Consider the following 18,605-nt stretch of genomic DNA (forward strand, 5'->3'; position numbering starts at 1 on the left):
TCTTATTTATGTATAGCCAGCCGCCAGCCTCCGTTATAACGATGCTTTGCCTGATACATCGCATCGTCAGCTTCGTGCAAAAGACCCTGAGGCGTCGACGCGTGATCAGGGTACAGCGCAATACCGATACTCAGAGAGGTGATGACCGCCTCGTCGTTCGGCAGAATGACCGGTTGCGTCATGCAGTCGATGATGTTGTCAGCGATCTGCAAGACATCTTCCGTGCTGTGTACCGGCGCCAGCAGCACGGCGAATTCATCCCCTCCCAGGCGGGCGACCAGATCGGTCTCGCGCAGCTGCGCGCGAATGCGCCCGGCAATGGTGGTCAGCACCGCATCGCCTGCGGCGTGGCCGTAACTGTCGTTCACCTCCTTGAAGCGATCGCCGTCGATAAACAGCACCGCCAATTTCGCCGGCGGTTCGATATCGCCCAGCGCGCGGCTCAGCCGCCCTTCGAAGAAGGCGCGGTTCGGCAAGCCGGTCAGGCTGTCGTGCGTCGCCCGGTGAGCCAGCGAGTCGTTCTCCTGCTTCAGATGGGCCTGCCAGGCCTCCAGCTCGTCGAGCAAGCCGTTGAAATCGTTGCTGAGCTCATGCAGCTCGGCGATAGGCGCTGACGGCACCCGCAGGCCGAAGGTACGATCGCGGCGCACCGCATGCGCCACGTTGGCGATGTCGTCCAGCGAACTGACGATGCCGACCAGCATGCGGCGCGACAGCACCAGGGCGCACAGGGTGCTGAGCACCAGGCAGGCGATCATGCCGACCATGCCGCGCAACAGGAAACGCAGCAGGCTGCCGCCGTTGCCGCTCAGCCAGACCTGGCCGACCTGCTTGCCCTCGTGGGTGATAGGCAGAATGACCGGTTCGGGCAGCGCCCAGTGCGCGACGATCTGCTCCAGGCCGTGCAGCGGCCCATCGGTAGGATGGCGCCAGTTGGCCAGCATCTTGCCGTTGTTGTCGAGGATCCGTGCGTCTGATACCTCTTCGTTGGAGGATATCAGCATCAGCGCCTCGCGCGCGGCGGTGCGGTCTTCAAACACCACGGCGGCCTCGACGGTATAGCTGATGGAGCGCGCGATCAGGTGCAGGTTGTGATTGGCATAGGCGCGCAACGCAAACAGCGCCACCAGCGTCAAAAAGATGCCGGCGGTGCCGACGGCGATCAGCGCCAGCCCAAGATGCACCCGCTGCAGCACTCGGCCCAGCGTCGGGCGCGCATTGCCGGAGCGGTTTCTACGCAACAGCCTCATAGCGGCGGCGCCTGTTTGCGTGCCAGCTGCAACACGTTGGGGTGAACGCGCACGCCGCTGCGCGCCAGAGCGTCCAGGTTGACTTTGAAACTGGCCTGGTCCCCATCAATCTGCAGGCAAAATGCGCTGCCGGCGGAGCATTCGCTATCGTTCTCGCTGATGCTGAGAATGGAGTTGCCGGAAATACGCTGCATGAAATTTTGTCTCTGCGCGGCGGTGATGTTCCCTAAGTAGATGACATCACAGCCGGTACTCAGCGTTGGGCTATCGAACGGCACGCGCTCGGCTTTAATCGGACGCGGCGCGCTCAGCAGGATCGGATCAAACAGCCCTTCGGCATACTGGGTGGGTGCGGTCACGCACAAGCGGATCGGATTAGGTTCACGCGACCAGCGTGCGTAGCTGATGATGCCTACCACTACGGTCGTCACGGCGTGCGTGCGCTTTTGATAGGGATCAGCGGCGGCGTGCGCAGGCTCGGACAACGTCAGCAGCACCAACAAAACGATCAGCAGCAGGCGGCCGATATTCAGGCGTGCGTCAAGGAAGCCCGGTTCGGGGCTTTTTGCGCAACGCATCGCTATCGCGGTCTTATTCACCATCTTCACCCGCCATTCCGGCCTGATCCACTGCTCGCAGGCCGTGGCCTGACAAGGAAAAATCCGGCCCGCTTGAAGGGACAATCGTTTTGCTGAAAGCTGTCAGTCGCACTGCCTAATGAACACTATCTAACCCATAATTGGCGCGGATTGTATTATAAGATGTCTTCGTTGGGCGCTTTATGTGCTGTTTTCTCGGAATTATCTTACTTATTTTTGATAGTATAAAAATGCCCACCCGGGTTTGCCACCGCTTTTCTGCAAAGTTGGCGCGTTTAGCCCGCTGTCAGGCGATTTGCGCAACGGTGGCGCCATATAACAAATCAAATAATGTGATGACTAATAATTAAAAAGTATTTTACTTCTCCAATAAGCGCCGGGGCAGCTAATAAAAATCCGGTGGCTGGAAATATCCCGCCGGCCTGATTTGTCAGCCAAAGTAAACGTTTTTACCTGGCCCGCGTCATGGCGATACACTTCTTCTTCTACAGTATTGAATGGATAAGCGATTGCGCTGTCTATGGTAGATATCCGCGTCCGGGCCGTGCGCCCGGCTTTATTTTGTCCCGCGGCGCCGTGGTGCGGCGGTCACCGGGGGAGCTGGGCGGCTCCTGCGGTATAACCAGTGAGGAAAGAGCGAGGATGGTCAAGGTGGACAAGCGACGGCTGTTGGCAATGGGCCTGTGTCTGACGGCGTTTTCAGGCGCGGCGCTGGCGGATTCTCTGGATGCGCAACGTCAGCGTTACCAGCAGATCAAACAGGCGTGGGATGGCAATCAGATGGACGTGGTGGCGCAGCTGATGCCGACGCTGCGCGATTACCCGCTTTATCCTTACCTGGAATACCGCGAGCTGACACAGGATCTGAGCCAGGCGGGGTTCTCCGAGGTGAACGACTTTATCAAACGCCACCCGACGCTGCCGCCGGCGAAATCACTGGTGCCGCGCTTCGTCAATGAACTGGCGCGGCGCGAAGACTGGCGCACTCTGTTGGCCTTCAGCGCGCAGCCGCCCAAACCGGTGGCGGCGCGCTGCAACTATTACTACGCCAAATGGGCTACCGGCGACCAGCAGGCGGCCTGGAGCGGTGCCGATGAACTGTGGCTGAACGGCAAAACGCTGCCGGGCGCCTGCGATCGTCTGTTCAGCGTCTGGCGCGGCGCAGGCAAGCAAACGCCGCTGGATATTCTGGCGCGCATGAAGCTGGCGTTGAAAGAGGGTAACAGTTCGCTGGTCAGCAACCTTTATAACCAGTTGCCGGCCGACTATCAGACCATGGGCAACGCCCTGGTGCGCTTGCAAAACGATCCGACCACCGTGGAAGCCTTCGCCCGCAGCGTGGGGCCGACTGACTTTACCCGCGCCGCTACCGGCATCGCCTTTGAACGCCTGGCGCGGCAGGATGTGGAAAACGCACGGGCGATGATCCCGACGCTCGCGCGGCTGCAGAAAATGAGCGACGACGAACGGCTGGGGTTGGAAGAGGCGGTGGCCTGGCGCCTGATGGGCAGCGACGCTACCTACGAGCAGGCGCAGTGGCGCGATCGGGTGATCCTGCGCAGCCGTTCGCCTTCGCTGTTGGAGCGCCGGGTGCGCATGGCGTTGGGCAACGGCGATCGGCAGGGCGTCGCGACCTGGCTGGCCCGCCTGCCGGAAGAGTCGCGCAACAAGGATGAGTGGCGCTACTGGCGCGCCAGTCAACTGATGGACGAAGGCAAACGCGCCGAAGGCGAGGAGATGTTGCGTAACCTGATGACCGAACGCGGCTTTTATCCGATGGTGGCGGCGCAGAAGCTGAACGCCACTTATCCGGTGATGGTGGCGGTGGCGGCCAAGCCGCGCACGTCGCTGGTCGACGGGCCGGAGGTCGCCCGGGTGCGCGAGCTGATGTACTGGAATATGGACAACCTGGCCCGCAGCGAGTGGGGCTCTTACGTCGCCAGCCGCAGCCGGCCGGAACAAGAAGCGCTGGCGCGCTACGCCTTTGAGCAAAAATGGGCCGATCTGAGCGTGCAGGCGACCATCGTCGGCAAGCTGTGGGATCATCTGGAGGAGCGCTTCCCGGTCGCCTGGCCGCAGGAGTTCCGCCGCGCGACCGATGACAAGGGGATCACCACCAGCTACGCGATGGCGATCGCGCGTCAGGAGAGCGCCTGGAATCCGAAAGCGCAGTCGCCGGTTGGCGCTACCGGCCTGATGCAGGTGATGCCGCGCACCGCGCAGCATACGGTGCAGATGTTCAATATTCCCGGTTACGTCGGCCCGAGCCAGCTGTTCGATCCACAGACTAACATCACCATCGGCACCAGCTATCTGGAGTCGGTCTATCAGCAGTTCGGCCGCAACCGCATTCTGTCGAGCGCCGCCTATAATGCCGGCCCGTCGCGGGTGAATACCTGGCTGGGCAACAGCGCGGGGCGGATCGATCCGGTGGCGTTCATCGAAAGCATTCCGTTCTCGGAAACCCGCGGCTACGTCAAGAATGTGTTGGCCTATGATGCGTTTTACCGCTATCTGACGCACCGGCCGGCCAAGGTGCTGACCGACGCCGAGTGGCAGAGACGTTATTGATTTTGACGGCCCTATGGTATGCTGCTGTACTAGTTAAATAGTATGGTGGCTGCCATGACGCAATTATCATTAAACGACCCCGCTCTTTCAGAACAAGGCAATGAGGATTGGCTGCGCTTCGTCGCGCTGCTGCAGAATTCGTTTGCGCAAGAACTGCATCAACCGCTGCTGCAGCTGATGCTGACGCCGGACGAGCGCACCGCGCTGGGCACCCGGGTACGGATCATTCAGGAATTGATGCGCGGCGAGATGAGCCAGCGCGAGCTGAAAAATGAACTGGGCGCGGGGATCGCCACCATCACCCGCGGTTCAAACAGCCTGAAAGCGGCGTCGCCCGCGCTGAAACAGTGGCTTGAGCAGCAGCTGCTGCACGATGCGCCCTAGCAGGCTCTTCGCTATTGCTGATAGATGGCGTTGTGGAACGGCACCAGCGCCAGCAGCAACGCTTGATGGTAAACGCTGGTGCGGCTCAGCCGGCCGTCGGTGAAGACGCCGATGGCGCCGCCCTGGCGCTTCACTTCGGCGTTACCGGTGATCGCCGCCATTTCGCTGCCCAATTCGCGACCGGCGCGAATACCTTGTAAGATGACTTCCGGCAGCATCAGGCTCGCCGAGCGGGATTCGCCGCGGATGTGCGGGTTCTCTATGGTCATCCAGGCGAAGGTCATATTCTCTTCAATCCCGGCTTCCACGCCGACCCAAAAATCGGCCTCGGGCCTGACCTGGCGCGCTTCCATCACGCGTTGACGCGAGCCGGTGCGGGTTTCGTGATTGCCTATTGGCTGCAGCGAGACACCGCTGGCGACGTCAACGGATTCAATGCGGTATTGGCCTGCGCCAAAGACGTCATCGAAGGCCAGTTGAATAGCCTTGATCTTTGCCGGGTTGGTAGTTGCAGCGACAACATGGTACATAACGGGTTTGATATCCTTCTGGCCGATACGCCGGGCAGCGGCAAAAGCGCCACCGGGCCGGGGATAAATGCAAATTTCACGCAGTATAACGGAAAACAAAAATGTTACAGGTATACCTCGTTCGCCATGGCGAAACGGAATGGAACGCGGCTCGCCGCATCCAGGGTCAGTCCGACAGCCCGTTAACCGCCATGGGTGAACACCAGGCCCGTCTGGTCGCCAGGCGCGTCAGCAAAGAAGGCATTACGCACATCATTACCAGCGATCTGGGGCGCACGCGCCGCACCGCACAGATCATCGCCGACGCCTGTGGCTGCGAAGTGATTAGCGATCCGCGTTTGCGTGAGCTGCACATGGGGGTTCTGGAAGAACGCCTGATCGACGGTTTGACGCCGCAGGAAGAGCAGTGGCGCAAACAGATGGTCGATGGTACTCCTGACGGCCGAATCCCTCAAGGCGAATCCATGGAGGAGCTGGGCGAGCGCATGCGCGCCGCGCTGGAGAGTTGCCTGATGCTGCCTGAAGGCAGCAAGCCGCTGCTCGTCAGTCATGGTATCGCGTTGGGGTGTTTGATCAGTACGGTGCTGGGGCTGCCGGCCTATGCGGAACGCCGCCTGCGCTTGCGCAACTGCTCACTGTCGCGCGTCGATCACCAGCAGAGCCCGTGGCTGGCTTCCGGCTGGATCGTGGAAACGGCGGGCGATGTCACGCATCTGGACACGCCCGCGTTGGACGAACTGCAGCGTTAACGCCGAATCGGGATCAGGTAATCGCACTTGATCTCGATAGGTGCCTGATGCGGACGGCGCTCGCCTTTCGGATAGAAGCGCTCGATGTCGTGCCCTTTGCGGCGCGTCAGCTGGAGCGCCGGCAGGCAGGTGCCGTAGACCGTCAGAATAAAGTCTTGCAGTCCCTCGGTGGGCCCTTCGTAGCTGAACATCGCAAACTCACCGCCCGGCAACACCAGCGGCTGGCCTTCCTGTACCTTGTCAGGCACCTGATCCGGCTCCAGCGCCGTGGTGTACAGCACTTCCTGTTCGTCATCCTTCTCCTGGCTCGGTCGCGAGTGATGCAGCCCGTACAGCACCGGCGGCAGGGTTTCGACGTCACCGAGGAACTGACGCCAGAACTGTGAGCGCAGTTCGGTGCGCACGGTGGTGATCTGTTCCAGCGTACAGGAGTAGCTTTGGGTCAGGCCGACCAGCTGCTTGTCCGGCAGCGAGACGAATTCCGGCTGCGGCAAGGTGAAGGCTCCCAGACGGATCGGCGGACAGATGCCGAATGCATTCCAGTCTTCGGCGCGGCGGTACAGCGCCGGCGTTTGCGCAAACTGTTTTTTGAAGGCGCGGGTGAAGGTCTGCTGCGAGTCGAAGCGATATTGCAGGGCGATATCCAAAATCGGCCGGCTGGTCAAACGCAGCGCGACGGCGGCTTTGGACAGCCTCCTTGCCCGGATGTAAGCACCGATGGCGTTACCGGTAATATCTTTGAACATCCGTTGCAGATGCCATTTGGAGTAGCCTGCCTTGGCCGCCACGTTATCCAGCGACAAGGGTTGGTCCAAATGGCTTTCCAGCCAGCTAAGCAGATCACGAATGATACCGGCTTGATCCATAGATCTTCCTCGTAAAGCTTGGGGGTAGGAACCCGAACTGTTGATTCGTCACGCTGGTGCTGCGCTATCAGACCGATCCATGAGCCATTATGCGTTGCACTCTTTGCCTCTGCTGCGCATGCCGCGCCAGAGTTGGATTGGGGTACACCGTAGTGGGCGCAAAGAAATAACGACGCCGCATCATAGCAATTTTTTTACTCCGCGACTCTCAAAGATTTTTGTCACGCTCTGTGCTAAAACGGACGGTGCGGACCCGTAAAAAACCGATTCCGTGAGCTTAGACATAAATAATGGCGACCGCCGAACCTATTTTTGCGGCAAGGTTATACCGGAGTTAAGTAAATGAAAAAAAGCTGGATATTTTTATTCGGTTTGGTTTGCGCAACCGTTGGCAGCGCGCAGGCGGAGCAGGTGGGCTCCGTTGATACGGTGTTTAAATTGTTGGGGCCGGACCACAAAATCGTGGTGGAAGCGTTCGACGATCCGGATGTTAAAAATGTAACTTGTTATATCAGCCGCGCCAAAACCGGCGGCATCAAAGGCGGCCTGGGGCTGGCGGAAGACACCGCCGACGCGGCCATTTCCTGCCAGCAGGTGGGGCCTATCGAGCTGAGCGACAAGATCAAAAACGGCAAGGCGGAAGGCGATGTGGTGTTCCAGAAACGCACCTCGCTGGTGTTCAAGAAGTTGCAGGTGGTGCGCTTCTATGACGCCAAGCGCAATTCGTTGATTTACCTTAGCTATTCCGACAAGGTGATCGACGGTTCGCCGAAGAACGCGTTGAGCGCGGTGCCGATCATGCCGTGGGCTGAGACGAAATAAAAAAACGGGGTTCAGCATGCTGAACCCCGTTTTCATGACGGCAGGCCGGAATTACTCTTCCAGATCGCCGCAGAAGCGGTAGCCTTCGCCGTGAATGGTGGCGATGATTTCCGGCGTATCCGGCGTCGATTCGAAGTGTTTGCGAATGCGACGGATGGTGACGTCCACGGTGCGGTCATGCGGCTTCAGCTCGCGGCCGGTCATTTTCTTCAGCAGTTCGCCGCGCGACTGGATCTTGCCCGGGTTTTCGCAGAAGTGCAGCATGGCGCGGAATTCGCTGCGCGGCAGCTTGTACTGTTCGCCGGCCGGGCTGATCAAAGAGCGGCTGTTGATGTCCAGCTCCCACCCGTTGAACTTGTAGCTCTCGACCAGACGGCGCTCTTCGCCGAGGCTGCCCAGGTTCATGGTGCGCGACAGCAGGTTGCGCGCGCGGATGGTCAGCTCACGCGGGTTGAACGGCTTGGTGATGTAATCGTCGGCGCCGATTTCCAGGCCGAGGATTTTGTCCACTTCGTTATCGCGACCGGTCAGGAACATCAAGGCGACGCTGGCCTGTTCACGCAGTTCGCGCGCCAACAGCAGGCCGTTTTTGCCTGGCAGGTTGATGTCCATGATGACCAGATTGATATCATTTTCAGACAGGATATTGTGCATCTCTGCACCATCATTGGCTTCATGAACAATGTAGCCTTCCGCCTCGAAAATGCTCTTCAGGGTGTTACGAGTGACTAACTCGTCTTCGACAATCAGAATGTGCGGGGTCTGCATATTTGCTACCTAAAATTGCCAACAAAATAGAAAATCGGAAGTACAGAAGTCTTTGTTTTCTTAGAGGAGGGCAGAGATAGCGCCACGTTCCCTCTCAGCAAATGACTAAAGTACGTAAACTCGTTCTTGATGCACTTTCCATCTCATGTCAACAAGATCGCTAGCCTGGTGGGGATGCTGTTCCCTACAACCCCTTGGGTGCCGAAACGGCGCATATCCTAACCCCATTAACAGCAATATAACAGCGCGTGCCGAATTCATCACCCAACAAAACTACGCTTTGTTGACATATATCAAATTCAATTGTAGCACGTTAACAGATTTGTGAAAAACACTTACAGAAATGCCAGTTTAAGTCACAGAACCTCAAATTCTGTGAACGATTCAGCATTATCCGGCCCGATAGGATACAATTATTCGCTTATTGATCATCGCGTTGTTTTAACTTATTGATAAATAAACACAGTAAAACATAAGCGCGAATAATGACTATTACGATGGGTTTATTAGCTCAACGAGCCGTTTAATCTTGTTTGTTGCTATTAACGCGTTTATTGTTACGTAATTGTAAATATAAGCGGGCGCTGCGCCATCGTCAAAAACGCAGGCCCGCCTTCGGTGGAAGAGTGATGCAGCTTCATATTGTTTTAGTGGCTCCGGCGCGGCCGGAAAATGTCGGCGCGGCGGCGCGCGCGATGAAAACCATGGGCTTCACGTCGTTGCGCATCGTCGACAGCGAGGCGCACCTGCAGCCGGCGGCGCGCTGGGTGGCGCACGGTGCCGGCGAGATCCTCGACGGCGTGCAAACGTTCGCCACGCTGGAACAGGCGCTGGCGGGCGTGGATTTTACCGTCGCCACCACCGCCCGCAGCCGCGCGCGCTTTCACTACTACTGTACGCCGCCCGAACTGCTGGAACAGCTGAGCGAGCGTAAGCAGTGGGTCGGCCAGGCCGCGCTGGTGTTCGGCCGCGAAGATTCCGGCTTGACCAACGAAGAGCTGGCGTTGGCGGACTTGCTGACCGGCGTGCCGATGCAGGCGGACTATCCGTCGCTTAACCTGGGCCAGGCGGTGATGGTGTACTGCTATCAGCTGGCTAGCCTGATGGGTGTCAATACGCCACAGGAAACGGCGGCGTCGGAAGGGCAGCTTAAGGCGCTGCGCCGCCGCGCCGATGCCTTGTTGAGCGCGTTGGAGGTCGGCGATGACCAAAAATTGCGCGACTGGCTGCACCAGCGCCTCGGCGCGCTGCAACAACGAGATACGGCGATGCTGCATACGCTGCTGCACGATATCGAAAAAAAACTCGCCAAGTGATAGCGGCTCCATCAGACGGTTACCCAGCGTGATCCACTAGTAAATAGGCTTTAAGTTGTTTTTTTGTTCTGTCATTTTGCTTTTCACCTGTTGCATCGCGCATTACCGCCGCTGAACGGAAAATAAGCAAAAAAAAGAAATAGTTTGACTTGGGATAGCGATTGCTTTAACCAATAGAGGGGACAGAGTATTTCATGAGACAGACAGACAACATGCGCAACATCAGCCTGAAAACCACAATTATTACCACCACCGATACCACAGGTAACGGGGCGGGCTGACGCGCACAGGAAACACAGAAAAAAGCCCGCACCTAATCAGTGCGGGCTTTTTTTTCGGCTTAAATTCGGAGAGATCACACATGCGAGTGCTGAAATTTGGCGGAACCTCGGTGGCGAATGCAGAACGTTTTCTGCGCGTCGCCGACATCATGGAGAGTAATGCGCGTCAGGGACAGGTAGCCACGGTCTTGTCCGCCCCCGCAAAGATCACCAACCATCTGGTGGCAATGATCGACAAAACGGTGGCGGGCCAGGACATTCTGCCGAATATCAGCGACGCCGAGCGGATCTTTGCCGACCTGCTGAGCGGCCTGGCGCAGGCGCTGCCGGGCTTTGAATACGATCGTTTGAAAGGCGTGGTCGATCAGGAGTTCGCGCAGCTCAAACAGGTGTTGCACGGGGTCTCGCTGTTGGGGCAGTGCCCGGACAGCGTCAACGCGGCGATCATCTGCCGCGGCGAAAAGCTCTCCATCGCCATCATGGAAGGGGTGTTCCGCGCCAAGGGTTATCCGGTCACGGTGATCAACCCGGTGGAGAAACTGCTGGCGCAGGGCCACTACCTGGAGTCTACCGTGGATATCGCCGAGTCCACGCTGCGCATCGCCGCCGCGGCGATCCCGGCCGACCACATCGTGCTGATGGCCGGTTTCACCGCCGGTAACGACAAGGGTGAGCTGGTGGTGCTGGGCCGCAACGGCTCCGACTATTCCGCCGCGGTGCTGGCCGCCTGCCTGCGCGCCGACTGTTGCGAAATCTGGACCGACGTCGACGGCGTGTATACCTGCGATCCGCGCACCGTGCCGGACGCCAGGCTGCTGAAATCGATGTCGTACCAGGAGGCGATGGAGCTTTCCTATTTCGGCGCCAAAGTGCTGCACCCTCGCACCATCACGCCGATTGCCCAATTCCAAATTCCTTGCCTGATAAAAAACACCTCCAACCCGCAGGCTCCCGGCACGCTGATCGGCAAAGACAGCACCGATGCCGATATGCCGGTGAAAGGCATCACCAACCTGAATAATATGGCGATGATCAACGTCTCCGGCCCGGGCATGAAAGGCATGGTCGGCATGGCTGCGCGGGTGTTCGCCGTGATGTCGCGCGCCGGCATTTCGGTGGTGTTGATCACCCAATCCTCTTCCGAATACAGCATCAGCTTCTGCGTGCCGCAGGGCGAACTGCAGCGCGCCCGCCGCGCGCTGGAGGAGGAGTTCTATCTGGAATTGAAAGATGGCGTGCTGGATCCGCTGGACGTCATGGAGCGCCTGGCGATCATCTCGGTAGTCGGCGACGGCATGCGCACCCTGCGTGGCATTTCAGCGCGCTTCTTCTCCGCGCTGGCGCGCGCCAACATCAATATCGTCGCCATCGCCCAGGGCTCTTCCGAGCGTTCAATCTCGGTGGTGGTCAGCAATGATTCCGCCACCACCGGCGTGCGCGTCAGCCACCAGATGCTGTTCAACACCGATCAGGTGATCGAAGTGTTCGTCATCGGCGTCGGCGGCGTCGGCGGGGCGCTGATCGAGCAGATCTACCGCCAACAGCCGTGGCTGAAGCAAAAACATATCGATCTGCGGGTGTGCGGCATCGCCAACTCGCGCGTGATGCTGACCAACGTGCACGGCATCGCGCTGGACAGCTGGCGGGACGAGCTGGCCGGCGCGCAGGAACCGTTCAATCTCGGCCGCCTGATCCGGCTGGTGAAGGAGTATCACCTGCTGAACCCGGTGATCGTCGACTGTACCTCCAGCCAGGCGGTGGCCGATCAGTATGTGGACTTCCTGGCGGACGGCTTCCATGTGGTAACGCCGAACAAAAAGGCCAACACCTCGTCGATGAACTATTATCAGCAACTGCGCGCCGCCGCCGCCGGTTCGCACCGCAAGTTCCTCTACGACACCAACGTCGGCGCCGGTCTGCCGGTGATCGAGAACCTGCAAAACCTGCTGAACGCCGGCGATGAGCTGGTGCGTTTCTCCGGCATCCTGTCCGGTTCGCTGTCCTTTATTTTTGGCAAGCTGGATGAAGGGCTGTCGCTGTCGGCGGCGACTCTGCAGGCCAGAGCCAATGGCTACACCGAGCCGGATCCGCGCGACGATCTGTCCGGTATGGACGTGGCGCGCAAGCTGCTGATCCTGGCGCGCGAAGCCGGTTACAAGCTGGAGCTGAGCGATATCGAGGTCGAGCCGGTGCTGCCGCCGTCCTTCGACGCGTCGGGCGACGTGGACACCTTCCTGGCGCGGTTGCCGGAGCTGGATAAAGAGTGCGCGCGCAACGTGGCCAATGCCGCCGAGCAAGGCAAGGTGCTGCGCTATGTCGGCCTGATCGACGAGGGGCGCTGCAAGGTGCGCATTGAGGCGGTGGACGGCAACGATCCGTTGTATAAAGTGAAGAACGGCGAGAACGCGCTGGCCTTCTACAGCCGTTATTATCAGCCGCTGCCGCTGGTGCTGCGCGGCTACGGCGCCGGTAACGATGTGACCGCAGCGGGCGTGTTCGCCGATCTGCTGCGCACACTGTCATGGAAGTTGGGAGTTTAATATGGTTAAGGTGTATGCACCGGCCTCGATCGGTAACGTCAGCGTCGGTTTTGATGTGCTGGGCGCGGCGGTTTCGCCGATCGACGGCACGCTGCTGGGCGACTGCGTCAGCGTGGAAGCCGCCGAGACGTTCAGTCTGCAAAACGCCGGGCGCTTCGTCAGCAAGCTGCCGGCCGAGCCGAAAGAGAACATCGTTTATCAATGCTGGGAGCGTTTCTGCCAGGAGATCGGCCGCGAAGTGCCGGTGGCGATGCGGCTGGAAAAGAACATGCCGATCGGATCGGGGCTGGGCTCCAGCGCTTGTTCGGTGGTGGCCGGGCTGATGGCGATGAACGAATTTTGCGATCGCCCGCTGGATAAGACGACGCTGCTCGGTCTGATGGGCGAGCTGGAAGGCCGCATTTCCGGCAGCGTGCATTACGACAACGTGGCGCCTTGCTACCTGGGCGGCCTGCAGCTGATGCTGGAAGAAGAAGGCATCATCAGCCAGGAAGTGCCGTGCTTCGACGATTGGCTGTGGGTCATGGCCTATCCGGGCATCAAGGTCTCCACCGCCGAAGCGCGCGCCATTTTACCCGCGCAGTACCGCCGTCAGGATTGCATCAGCCACGGCCGTTATCTGGCCGGCTTTATTCACGCCTGCCACACCCGGCAGCCGCAGCTGGCCGCCAAATTAATGCAGGACGTGATCGCCGAGCCGTACCGCACCCGGCTGCTGCCGGGCTTCGCCGAAGCGCGCAAGGCGGCGCAGGAGATCGGCGCGCTGGCCTGCGGCATCTCCGGCTCCGGCCCGACGCTGTTCGCCGTCTGCAACGACGGCGCCACCGCGCAACGCATGGCCGCCTGGCTGCAACAACACTATCTGCAAAACGACGAAGGTTTTGTTCATATTTGCCGTCTGGATACCGCAGGCGCTCGACTACTGGGATAACGCATGAAACTGTACAACCTTAAGGATCACAACGAGCAGGTCAGCTTCGCGCAGGCGATCAAACAAGGCCTGGGCAAGCAGCAGGGGCTGTTCTTCCCGCTGGAGCTGCCGGCGTTCGAACTGACCGAAATCGACCAACTGCTGGAGCAGGATTTTGTCACCCGCAGCAGCCGTATTCTGTCGGCCTTTATCGGCGAAGAGGTGCCGGAAGCGGCGTTGAAGAAACGCGTACAGGCCGCCTTTGAGTTCCCGGCGCCGGTGGCGAAAGTGACGGAAGACGTCTCCTGTCTGGAGCTGTTCCACGGCCCGACGCTGGCGTTCAAAGACTTCGGTGGCCGCTTTATGGCGCAGATGCTGGCGGAAGTGGCCGGCGATCAGCCGGTGACCATTTTGACCGCCACCTCCGGCGACACCGGCGCCGCGGTGGCGCATGCCTTCTACGGCCTGAAAAACGTACGGGTGGTGATCCTGTATCCACAGGGCAAAATCAGCCCGCTGCAGGAAAAGCTGTTCTGTACCCTGGGCGGCAACATCCACACCGTGACGATCGACGGCGACTTCGACGCCTGTCAGGCGCTGGTGAAGCAGGCGTTCGACGATCAGGAATTGAAAGACGCGCTGCACCTGAACTCGGCCAACTCGATCAACATCAGTCGCTTGCTGGCGCAGATCTGCTACTACTTCGAGGCGGTGGCGCAGCTGCCGCAGGAAGCGCGCAATCAGCTGGTGATTTCGGTGCCGAGCGGCAACTTCGGCGATCTGACCGCCGGGTTGCTGGCCAAATCGCTGGGCCTGCCGGTGAAGCGCTTCATCGCCGCCACCAACGCCAACGACACCGTGCCGCGCTTCCTGACCAGCGGCCAGTGGCAGCCGCACGCCACGGTCGCGACGCTGTCCAACGCCATGGACGTCAGCCAGCCAAACAACTGGCCGCGCGTGGAAGAGCTGTTCCGTCGCAAGGTCTGGCAGTTGAAAGAGCTGGGTCACGCGGCGGTCAGCGACGAGACCACCAAAGACACGATGCGTGAGCTGGCCGAGCTGGGCTATATCTCCGAACCGCACGCGGCCATCGCCTACCGCGCGCTGCGCGATCAGCTGCAGGAAGGGGAGTTCGGTCTGTTCCTCGGCACCGCGCATCCGGCCAAGTTTAAAGAGAGTGTGGAAGCTATCCTCGGCCAGGAACTGCCGTTGCCGAAAGCGCTGGCGTTGCGGGCCGATCTGCCGCTGCTGTCGCACACGCTGCCGGCCAGTTTCGGCGAGCTGCGCACGTTCCTGATGGGGCTGCCGGCCTGAAGTTCGGCAGGGTAAAATGCGAAAAGCCGTCTTGCGACGGCTTTTTTTATGCTTGTTCCGGGCGTTTGAACACCAGCTCGTTGCCCTGCGAGGCGGCTTCGTCGAAGGCGTAGCCTTCCAGGTTGAAGTCCGCCAGCTGCTCGCTGCGCGTCAGGCGGTTTTTGATGATAAAGCGGCTCATCAACCCGCGCGCTTTCTTGGCGTAGAAGCTGATGACCTTGAACTTGCCGTTCTTCTCGTCGAGGAACACCGGTTTGATCAGCGAACCGTGCAACTTGGCCGGTTTCACCGCTTTGAAATACTCGTCGGAGGCCAGGTTGACCACCACGTCGTCGCCCTGTTGCTCCAGCGCTTCGTTGAGCTTTTGGGTGATCTGATCGCCCCAGAAGCTGTACAGATCTTTGCCCTTCGGGTTTTCCAGCTTGATGCCCATCTCCAGCCGGTACGGCATCATCAGATCGAGCGGCCGCAGCACGCCATACAGGCCGGACAGCATGCGCAAATGCTGCTGGGCGAAGTCGAAATCGGCTTCGTTGAAATCCTGCGCCTGCAGGCCGGTATAAACATCGCCCTTGAACGCCAGCAACGCCTGGCGGGCATTGTCCAGGGTAAATTTCGGCTGCCATTCGCTAAAGCGCGCGGCGTTGAGCCCGGCCAGCTTGTCGCTGATGCTCATCAGGCTGGCGATTTGCGCCGGCGTCAGCGCGCGGCAAATTTTGATAAGCCGCTGAGATTTGTCCAGCAGTTCGGGCTGCGTGAAGCGTTCTGTCGCCAGCGGGCTTTCGTAATCGAGCGTTTTTGCAGGGGAAATAATAACGAGCATGGCCAGATCCTGTTTATCCAAGTGCGCATACTGTAGCAAAAAGCGCGGAAAAAAGGGGCAATCAGTCCAATAGGCGGGGCGTGCATCGCACACGCCCCGGAATACTCAGCGCGGCGGCTGCTTGTCGTCCCACACGCCCGGCTCCAGCTGCGATTTCAGCTCTGGGTAGCGGTTGGCGTCGAAGGTCGGCAGTTTGCCCAGGCGGCGCTGGCGATGGTAATCGTCGGCCAGCTTCAGCGCCACCCGCGACAGCAGCAGGATCGCCGTCAGGTTGGTGATCGCCATCAGCGCCATGGAGGTATCCGCCATTTTCCACACCAGCGGCAGCTCCGCCAGCGCGCCGAACATCACCATGCCCAGCGCCACGCAGCGGAAAATCAGCAGGCCGCCCGGATGATTGTGTTCGAGGAACACCAGGTTGCTCTCGGCATAGGCGTAGTTGGCGATGATCGAGGTAAAGGCGAAGAAGAAGATGGCGATAGCGACGAACGGCGTGCCCCAACTGCCGACGGCGGTCGACAGCGCGCGCTGGGTCAGATCGATGCCGCTGATGCTGTCGGTCGGCTGATCGAGAATGCCGGAGGAGAGGATGATCGCCGCGGTGGCGCTGCAGATGACGATGGTGTCGATAAATACCCCGAGCATCTGCACGTAGCCCTGTGAAGCGGGATGCGGCGGATAAGGCGAGGCGGATGCCGCCGCGTTGGGCGCCGATCCCATGCCGGCTTCATTGGAGAACAGGCCGCGCTGCACGCCCTGGGTCATCGCCTGGGAGATACCGTAACCGACGGCGCCGGCCGCGGCTTCCTGCAGGCCGAAGGCGCTTTTGAAGATCAGCGTCAGGATCGCCGGCATGTGCTCGATGTTATGGCCAATCACCCAGAGAGCCAGCAGCAGGTAGGCGCCGGCCATCAGTGGCACCACCAGCTCGGCCACTTTGGCGATGGAGCGGATGCCGCCGAAGATCACCACGCCGCTCAGCAGCACCAGACCGATGCCGACGTGCAGCGGCTGTAAGTGGAAGGCGACGGCGGAAGCTTGCGCGATGGAGTTGGCCTGCACGGCGTTGAACACCAGACCGAATGCGATGATCAGGAAGATCGAAAACAACACGCCCATCCAGCGCATGCCAAGGCCTTTTTCCATGTAATAGGCCGGGCCGCCACGGTAGTTGCCGTTATCGTCTTTGGTTTTATAGAGCTGAGCCAGCGAGCTTTCCACAAATGAGGTGGCCATGCCGATAAACGCCACCACCCACATCCAGAAGATGGCGCCGGGGCCGCCGGCGGTCAGGGCGATGGCGACGCCGGTCAGGTTGCCGGTGCCGACGCGCGCTGCCAGCGTGGTGCACAGCGCCTGGAAAGAGGAGATGCCGGCGCTGTCGCTTTTATTGCTGTTTTTCAACACCGAGAACATGTGGCTGAAGTGGCGGAGCTGAATAAAGCGGGTGCGCAGCGTGAAGTAAATGCCGGTGCCGAGCAGCAGATAAATCAGCACCGACCCCCACAAAATGTTGTTTATAAAATTCATCAGGTCCGTCAATGGATCCCTCCTCTTATCGAAATTTAATGCGCACCTTGCAGCATCCACCGCAGGTGAAAAACATTGGCCTATTTTTTACAAGAGCTTAGCTGGAATCTGTCCGGCGTCAGTCGATTAAGATTTTTCGCAGATTAGCGGACGAATTGCATCAATTTTTTCGAATTTAACATAATTTATTCGGACAATAGCACGTTATTGCCTTTCCATCCGCTCGGTAATGGCGAAAGATATCGGCGTAAACGGTTGCTCGCCCAAGGATAAAACAGATGCTTGTGCGCCGCGGTTTTCCAGCCTTGCACCGGGCTTGGCGCATGTTATTATCAGGGTAGGGCATGGTTGAACAATGCCAAAAGTTCATGCACAAACGATGAGATAATGCCAACATGACCGACAAATTAACTTCCCTGCGCCAGCTGACCACGGTGGTTGCAGATACGGGTGATATCGCGGCAATGAAGCTGTATCAACCGCAGGACGCCACAACCAACCCTTCGCTGATCCTCAATGCAGCCCAAATTCCTGAATACCGCAAACTGATTGACGAAGCCATCGCCTGGGCGCGCGGCCAGAGCAGCGATCGCGAGCAGCAAATCGCCGATGCCGCCGACAAGCTGGCGGTCAACATCGGTCTGGAGATCCTCAAACTGGTTCCCGGCCGCATCTCCACCGAGGTGGACGCGCGTCTGTCTTACGACACCGTTGCCAGCGTGGCCAAGGCCAAGCGCCTGATCAAGCTGTACAACGAAGCCGGCATCAGCAACGATCGCATTCTGATCAAACTGGCCTCGACCTGGCAGGGCATCCGCGCGGCGGAGCAGTTGGAGAAAGAAGGCATCAACTGTAACCTGACGCTGCTGTTCTCCTTCGCTCAGGCTCGCGCCTGTGCCGAAGCCGGCGTTTACCTGATCTCGCCGTTCGTCGGCCGTATCCTCGACTGGTACAAAGCCAACGGCGACAAGAAAGAGTTCGCCCCGCACGAAGATCCGGGCGTGATCTCCGTGACCGAAATTTACCAGTATTACAAACAGCACGGCTACAACACCGTGGTGATGGGCGCCAGCTTCCGCAACGTCGGCGAAATCATCGAACTGGCCGGCTGCGACCGCCTGACCATCGCGCCTGCGCTGCTGAAAGAGCTGGCGGAGAGCGAAGGCGCGCTGGAGCGCAAACTGTCTTATACCGGTGAAGTGAAGGCGCGTCCTGCCGCACTGACCGAACCTGAGTTCTACTGGCAGCACAACCAGGATCCGATGGCGGTTGAGAAACTGACCGACGGCATCCGCAAGTTCGCCGTAGACCAGGGCAAACTGGAAAAAATGATCGCCGACCTGCTGTAATTC

General features: G+C 59.5%; 17 protein-coding genes and 1 other annotated feature. Of the genes, 10 read left to right on the forward strand and 7 right to left on the reverse strand.

The window, feature by feature from the left end; genetic code table 11:
• Positions 1-2 precede the first annotated feature (2 nt).
• Together dgcN and yfiR are read right to left on the reverse strand one after the other, a co-directional pair.
• Positions 3-1,250, reverse strand: coding sequence for a diguanylate cyclase DgcN/YfiN (dgcN, locus tag JL05_RS04105; RefSeq protein WP_033631750.1), 1,248 nt, complete (start codon positions 1,248-1,250; stop codon positions 3-5).
• The gene (gene yfiR, locus JL05_RS04110; protein ID WP_015376603.1) at positions 1,247-1,852 is read right to left on the reverse strand and encodes a regulatory sequestration protein YfiR; all 606 of its coding nucleotides are present in this window, start codon (positions 1,850-1,852) and stop codon (positions 1,247-1,249) included. Before yfiR ends, dgcN begins: the two co-directional genes overlap by 4 nt.
• 639 nt (positions 1,853-2,491) lie before the next feature.
• Between yfiR and sltY the strand changes: the two genes are divergently transcribed.
• Together sltY and trpR are read left to right on the forward strand one after the other, a co-directional pair.
• Positions 2,492-4,420, forward strand: a complete 1,929-nt coding sequence (sltY, locus tag JL05_RS04115; RefSeq protein WP_033631751.1) for a murein transglycosylase — start codon at positions 2,492-2,494, stop codon at positions 4,418-4,420.
• Positions 4,421-4,474: 54 nt separating this feature from the next.
• A complete protein-coding gene (gene trpR / locus JL05_RS04120) occupies positions 4,475-4,804 on the forward strand; it encodes a trp operon repressor (protein WP_016929152.1) in 330 nt (109 codons plus the stop codon).
• Between the two features lie 11 nt (positions 4,805-4,815).
• Here trpR and yjjX read toward each other — a convergent pair whose 3' ends face one another.
• The gene (gene yjjX, locus JL05_RS04125) at positions 4,816-5,334 is read right to left on the reverse strand and encodes an inosine/xanthosine triphosphatase (protein WP_004933015.1); all 519 of its coding nucleotides are present in this window, start codon (positions 5,332-5,334) and stop codon (positions 4,816-4,818) included.
• A gap of 101 nt (positions 5,335-5,435) precedes the next feature.
• Here yjjX and gpmB point away from each other — a divergent pair, with 101 nt between their 5' ends.
• Positions 5,436-6,083, forward strand: coding sequence for a 2,3-diphosphoglycerate-dependent phosphoglycerate mutase GpmB (gpmB, locus tag JL05_RS04130; protein WP_033631752.1), 648 nt, complete (start codon positions 5,436-5,438; stop codon positions 6,081-6,083).
• On the opposite strand, the gene robA is transcribed toward gpmB, so the two are convergent.
• Complete coding sequence (gene robA / locus JL05_RS04135; protein ID WP_015376605.1) at positions 6,080-6,949, reverse strand: MDR efflux pump AcrAB transcriptional activator RobA; 870 nt, start codon at positions 6,947-6,949, stop codon at positions 6,080-6,082. The genes gpmB and robA overlap by 4 nt on opposite strands.
• 342 nt (positions 6,950-7,291) lie before the next feature.
• Here robA and creA point away from each other — a divergent pair, with 342 nt between their 5' ends.
• Entirely contained in the window at positions 7,292-7,771 is a 480-nt protein-coding gene (gene creA, locus JL05_RS04140; protein ID WP_004933005.1) for a protein CreA, read from the forward strand.
• A 51-nt stretch (positions 7,772-7,822) separates the two neighbouring features.
• Here the strand turns inward: creA and arcA are convergent, their stop codons facing one another.
• Positions 7,823-8,539 (reverse strand): two-component system response regulator ArcA, encoded by a 717-nt coding sequence (gene arcA / locus JL05_RS04145; RefSeq protein ID WP_004933003.1) that lies wholly within the window; start codon positions 8,537-8,539, stop codon positions 7,823-7,825.
• 629 nt (positions 8,540-9,168) lie between these two features.
• Here arcA and JL05_RS04150 point away from each other — a divergent pair.
• From JL05_RS04150 to thrC, 5 genes are all read left to right on the forward strand, one after another.
• Positions 9,169-9,855 carry a tRNA/rRNA methyltransferase gene (locus JL05_RS04150; RefSeq protein ID WP_033631753.1) on the forward strand — a complete coding sequence of 229 codons (687 nt, stop codon included), beginning with the start codon at positions 9,169-9,171 and terminating at the stop codon, positions 9,853-9,855.
• A gap of 212 nt (positions 9,856-10,067) precedes the next feature.
• Positions 10,068-10,136: a thr operon leader peptide gene (thrL, locus tag JL05_RS24635; protein ID WP_086581142.1), complete on the forward strand. Its 69-nt coding sequence runs from the start codon at positions 10,068-10,070 to the stop codon at positions 10,134-10,136.
• Positions 10,075-10,192, forward strand: a sequence feature (Thr leader region). (Overlaps the previous gene by 62 nt.)
• Positions 10,193-10,216: 24 nt before the next feature.
• Positions 10,217-12,676, forward strand: a complete 2,460-nt coding sequence (gene thrA, locus JL05_RS04155; RefSeq protein ID WP_033631754.1) for a bifunctional aspartate kinase/homoserine dehydrogenase I — start codon at positions 10,217-10,219, stop codon at positions 12,674-12,676.
• 1 nt (position 12,677) lies between these two features.
• On the forward strand, positions 12,678-13,607 hold the full coding sequence (gene thrB / locus JL05_RS04160; protein ID WP_004932993.1) for a homoserine kinase: 930 nt from the start codon (positions 12,678-12,680) through the stop codon (positions 13,605-13,607).
• A 3-nt stretch (positions 13,608-13,610) separates the two neighbouring features.
• A complete protein-coding gene (gene thrC / locus JL05_RS04165; protein WP_033631755.1) occupies positions 13,611-14,900 on the forward strand; it encodes a threonine synthase in 1,290 nt (429 codons plus the stop codon).
• A 46-nt stretch (positions 14,901-14,946) separates the two neighbouring features.
• Here thrC and yaaA read toward each other — a convergent pair whose 3' ends face one another.
• Positions 14,947-15,723, reverse strand: a complete 777-nt coding sequence (gene yaaA, locus JL05_RS04170) for a peroxide stress protein YaaA (RefSeq protein WP_033631756.1) — start codon at positions 15,721-15,723, stop codon at positions 14,947-14,949.
• 105 nt (positions 15,724-15,828) lie between these two features.
• Positions 15,829-17,265, reverse strand: a complete 1,437-nt coding sequence (locus JL05_RS04175) for an alanine/glycine:cation symporter family protein (RefSeq protein WP_004932985.1) — start codon at positions 17,263-17,265, stop codon at positions 15,829-15,831.
• 383 nt (positions 17,266-17,648) lie between these two features.
• Here JL05_RS04175 and tal point away from each other — a divergent pair, with 383 nt between their 5' ends.
• Complete coding sequence (gene tal / locus JL05_RS04180) at positions 17,649-18,602, forward strand: transaldolase (protein ID WP_004932982.1); 954 nt, start codon at positions 17,649-17,651, stop codon at positions 18,600-18,602.
• Positions 18,603-18,605: the final 3 nt, after the last annotated feature.

The sequence above is a fragment of the Serratia nematodiphila DZ0503SBS1 genome (assembly GCF_000738675.1).
Classification (GTDB): domain Bacteria; phylum Pseudomonadota; class Gammaproteobacteria; order Enterobacterales; family Enterobacteriaceae; genus Serratia; species Serratia nematodiphila.

Coding starts and splice junctions, on each gene's coding strand:
- dgcN (WP_033631750.1), bottom strand. CDS start 1,250: ATGAGGCTGTTGCGTAGAAACCGCTCCGGCAATGCGCGCCCGACGCTG.
- yfiR (WP_015376603.1), bottom strand. CDS start 1,852: ATGGTGAATAAGACCGCGATAGCGATGCGTTGCGCAAAAAGCCCCGAA.
- sltY (WP_033631751.1), top strand. CDS start 2,492: ATGGTCAAGGTGGACAAGCGACGGCTGTTGGCAATGGGCCTGTGTCTG.
- trpR (WP_016929152.1), top strand. CDS start 4,475: ATGACGCAATTATCATTAAACGACCCCGCTCTTTCAGAACAAGGCAAT.
- yjjX (WP_004933015.1), bottom strand. CDS start 5,334: ATGTACCATGTTGTCGCTGCAACTACCAACCCGGCAAAGATCAAGGCT.
- gpmB (WP_033631752.1), top strand. CDS start 5,436: ATGTTACAGGTATACCTCGTTCGCCATGGCGAAACGGAATGGAACGCG.
- robA (WP_015376605.1), bottom strand. CDS start 6,949: ATGGATCAAGCCGGTATCATTCGTGATCTGCTTAGCTGGCTGGAAAGC.
- creA (WP_004933005.1), top strand. CDS start 7,292: ATGAAAAAAAGCTGGATATTTTTATTCGGTTTGGTTTGCGCAACCGTT.
- arcA (WP_004933003.1), bottom strand. CDS start 8,539: ATGCAGACCCCGCACATTCTGATTGTCGAAGACGAGTTAGTCACTCGT.
- JL05_RS04150 (WP_033631753.1), top strand. CDS start 9,169: ATGCAGCTTCATATTGTTTTAGTGGCTCCGGCGCGGCCGGAAAATGTC.
- thrA (WP_033631754.1), top strand. CDS start 10,217: ATGCGAGTGCTGAAATTTGGCGGAACCTCGGTGGCGAATGCAGAACGT.
- thrB (WP_004932993.1), top strand. CDS start 12,678: ATGGTTAAGGTGTATGCACCGGCCTCGATCGGTAACGTCAGCGTCGGT.
- thrC (WP_033631755.1), top strand. CDS start 13,611: ATGAAACTGTACAACCTTAAGGATCACAACGAGCAGGTCAGCTTCGCG.
- yaaA (WP_033631756.1), bottom strand. CDS start 15,723: ATGCTCGTTATTATTTCCCCTGCAAAAACGCTCGATTACGAAAGCCCG.
- tal (WP_004932982.1), top strand. CDS start 17,649: ATGACCGACAAATTAACTTCCCTGCGCCAGCTGACCACGGTGGTTGCA.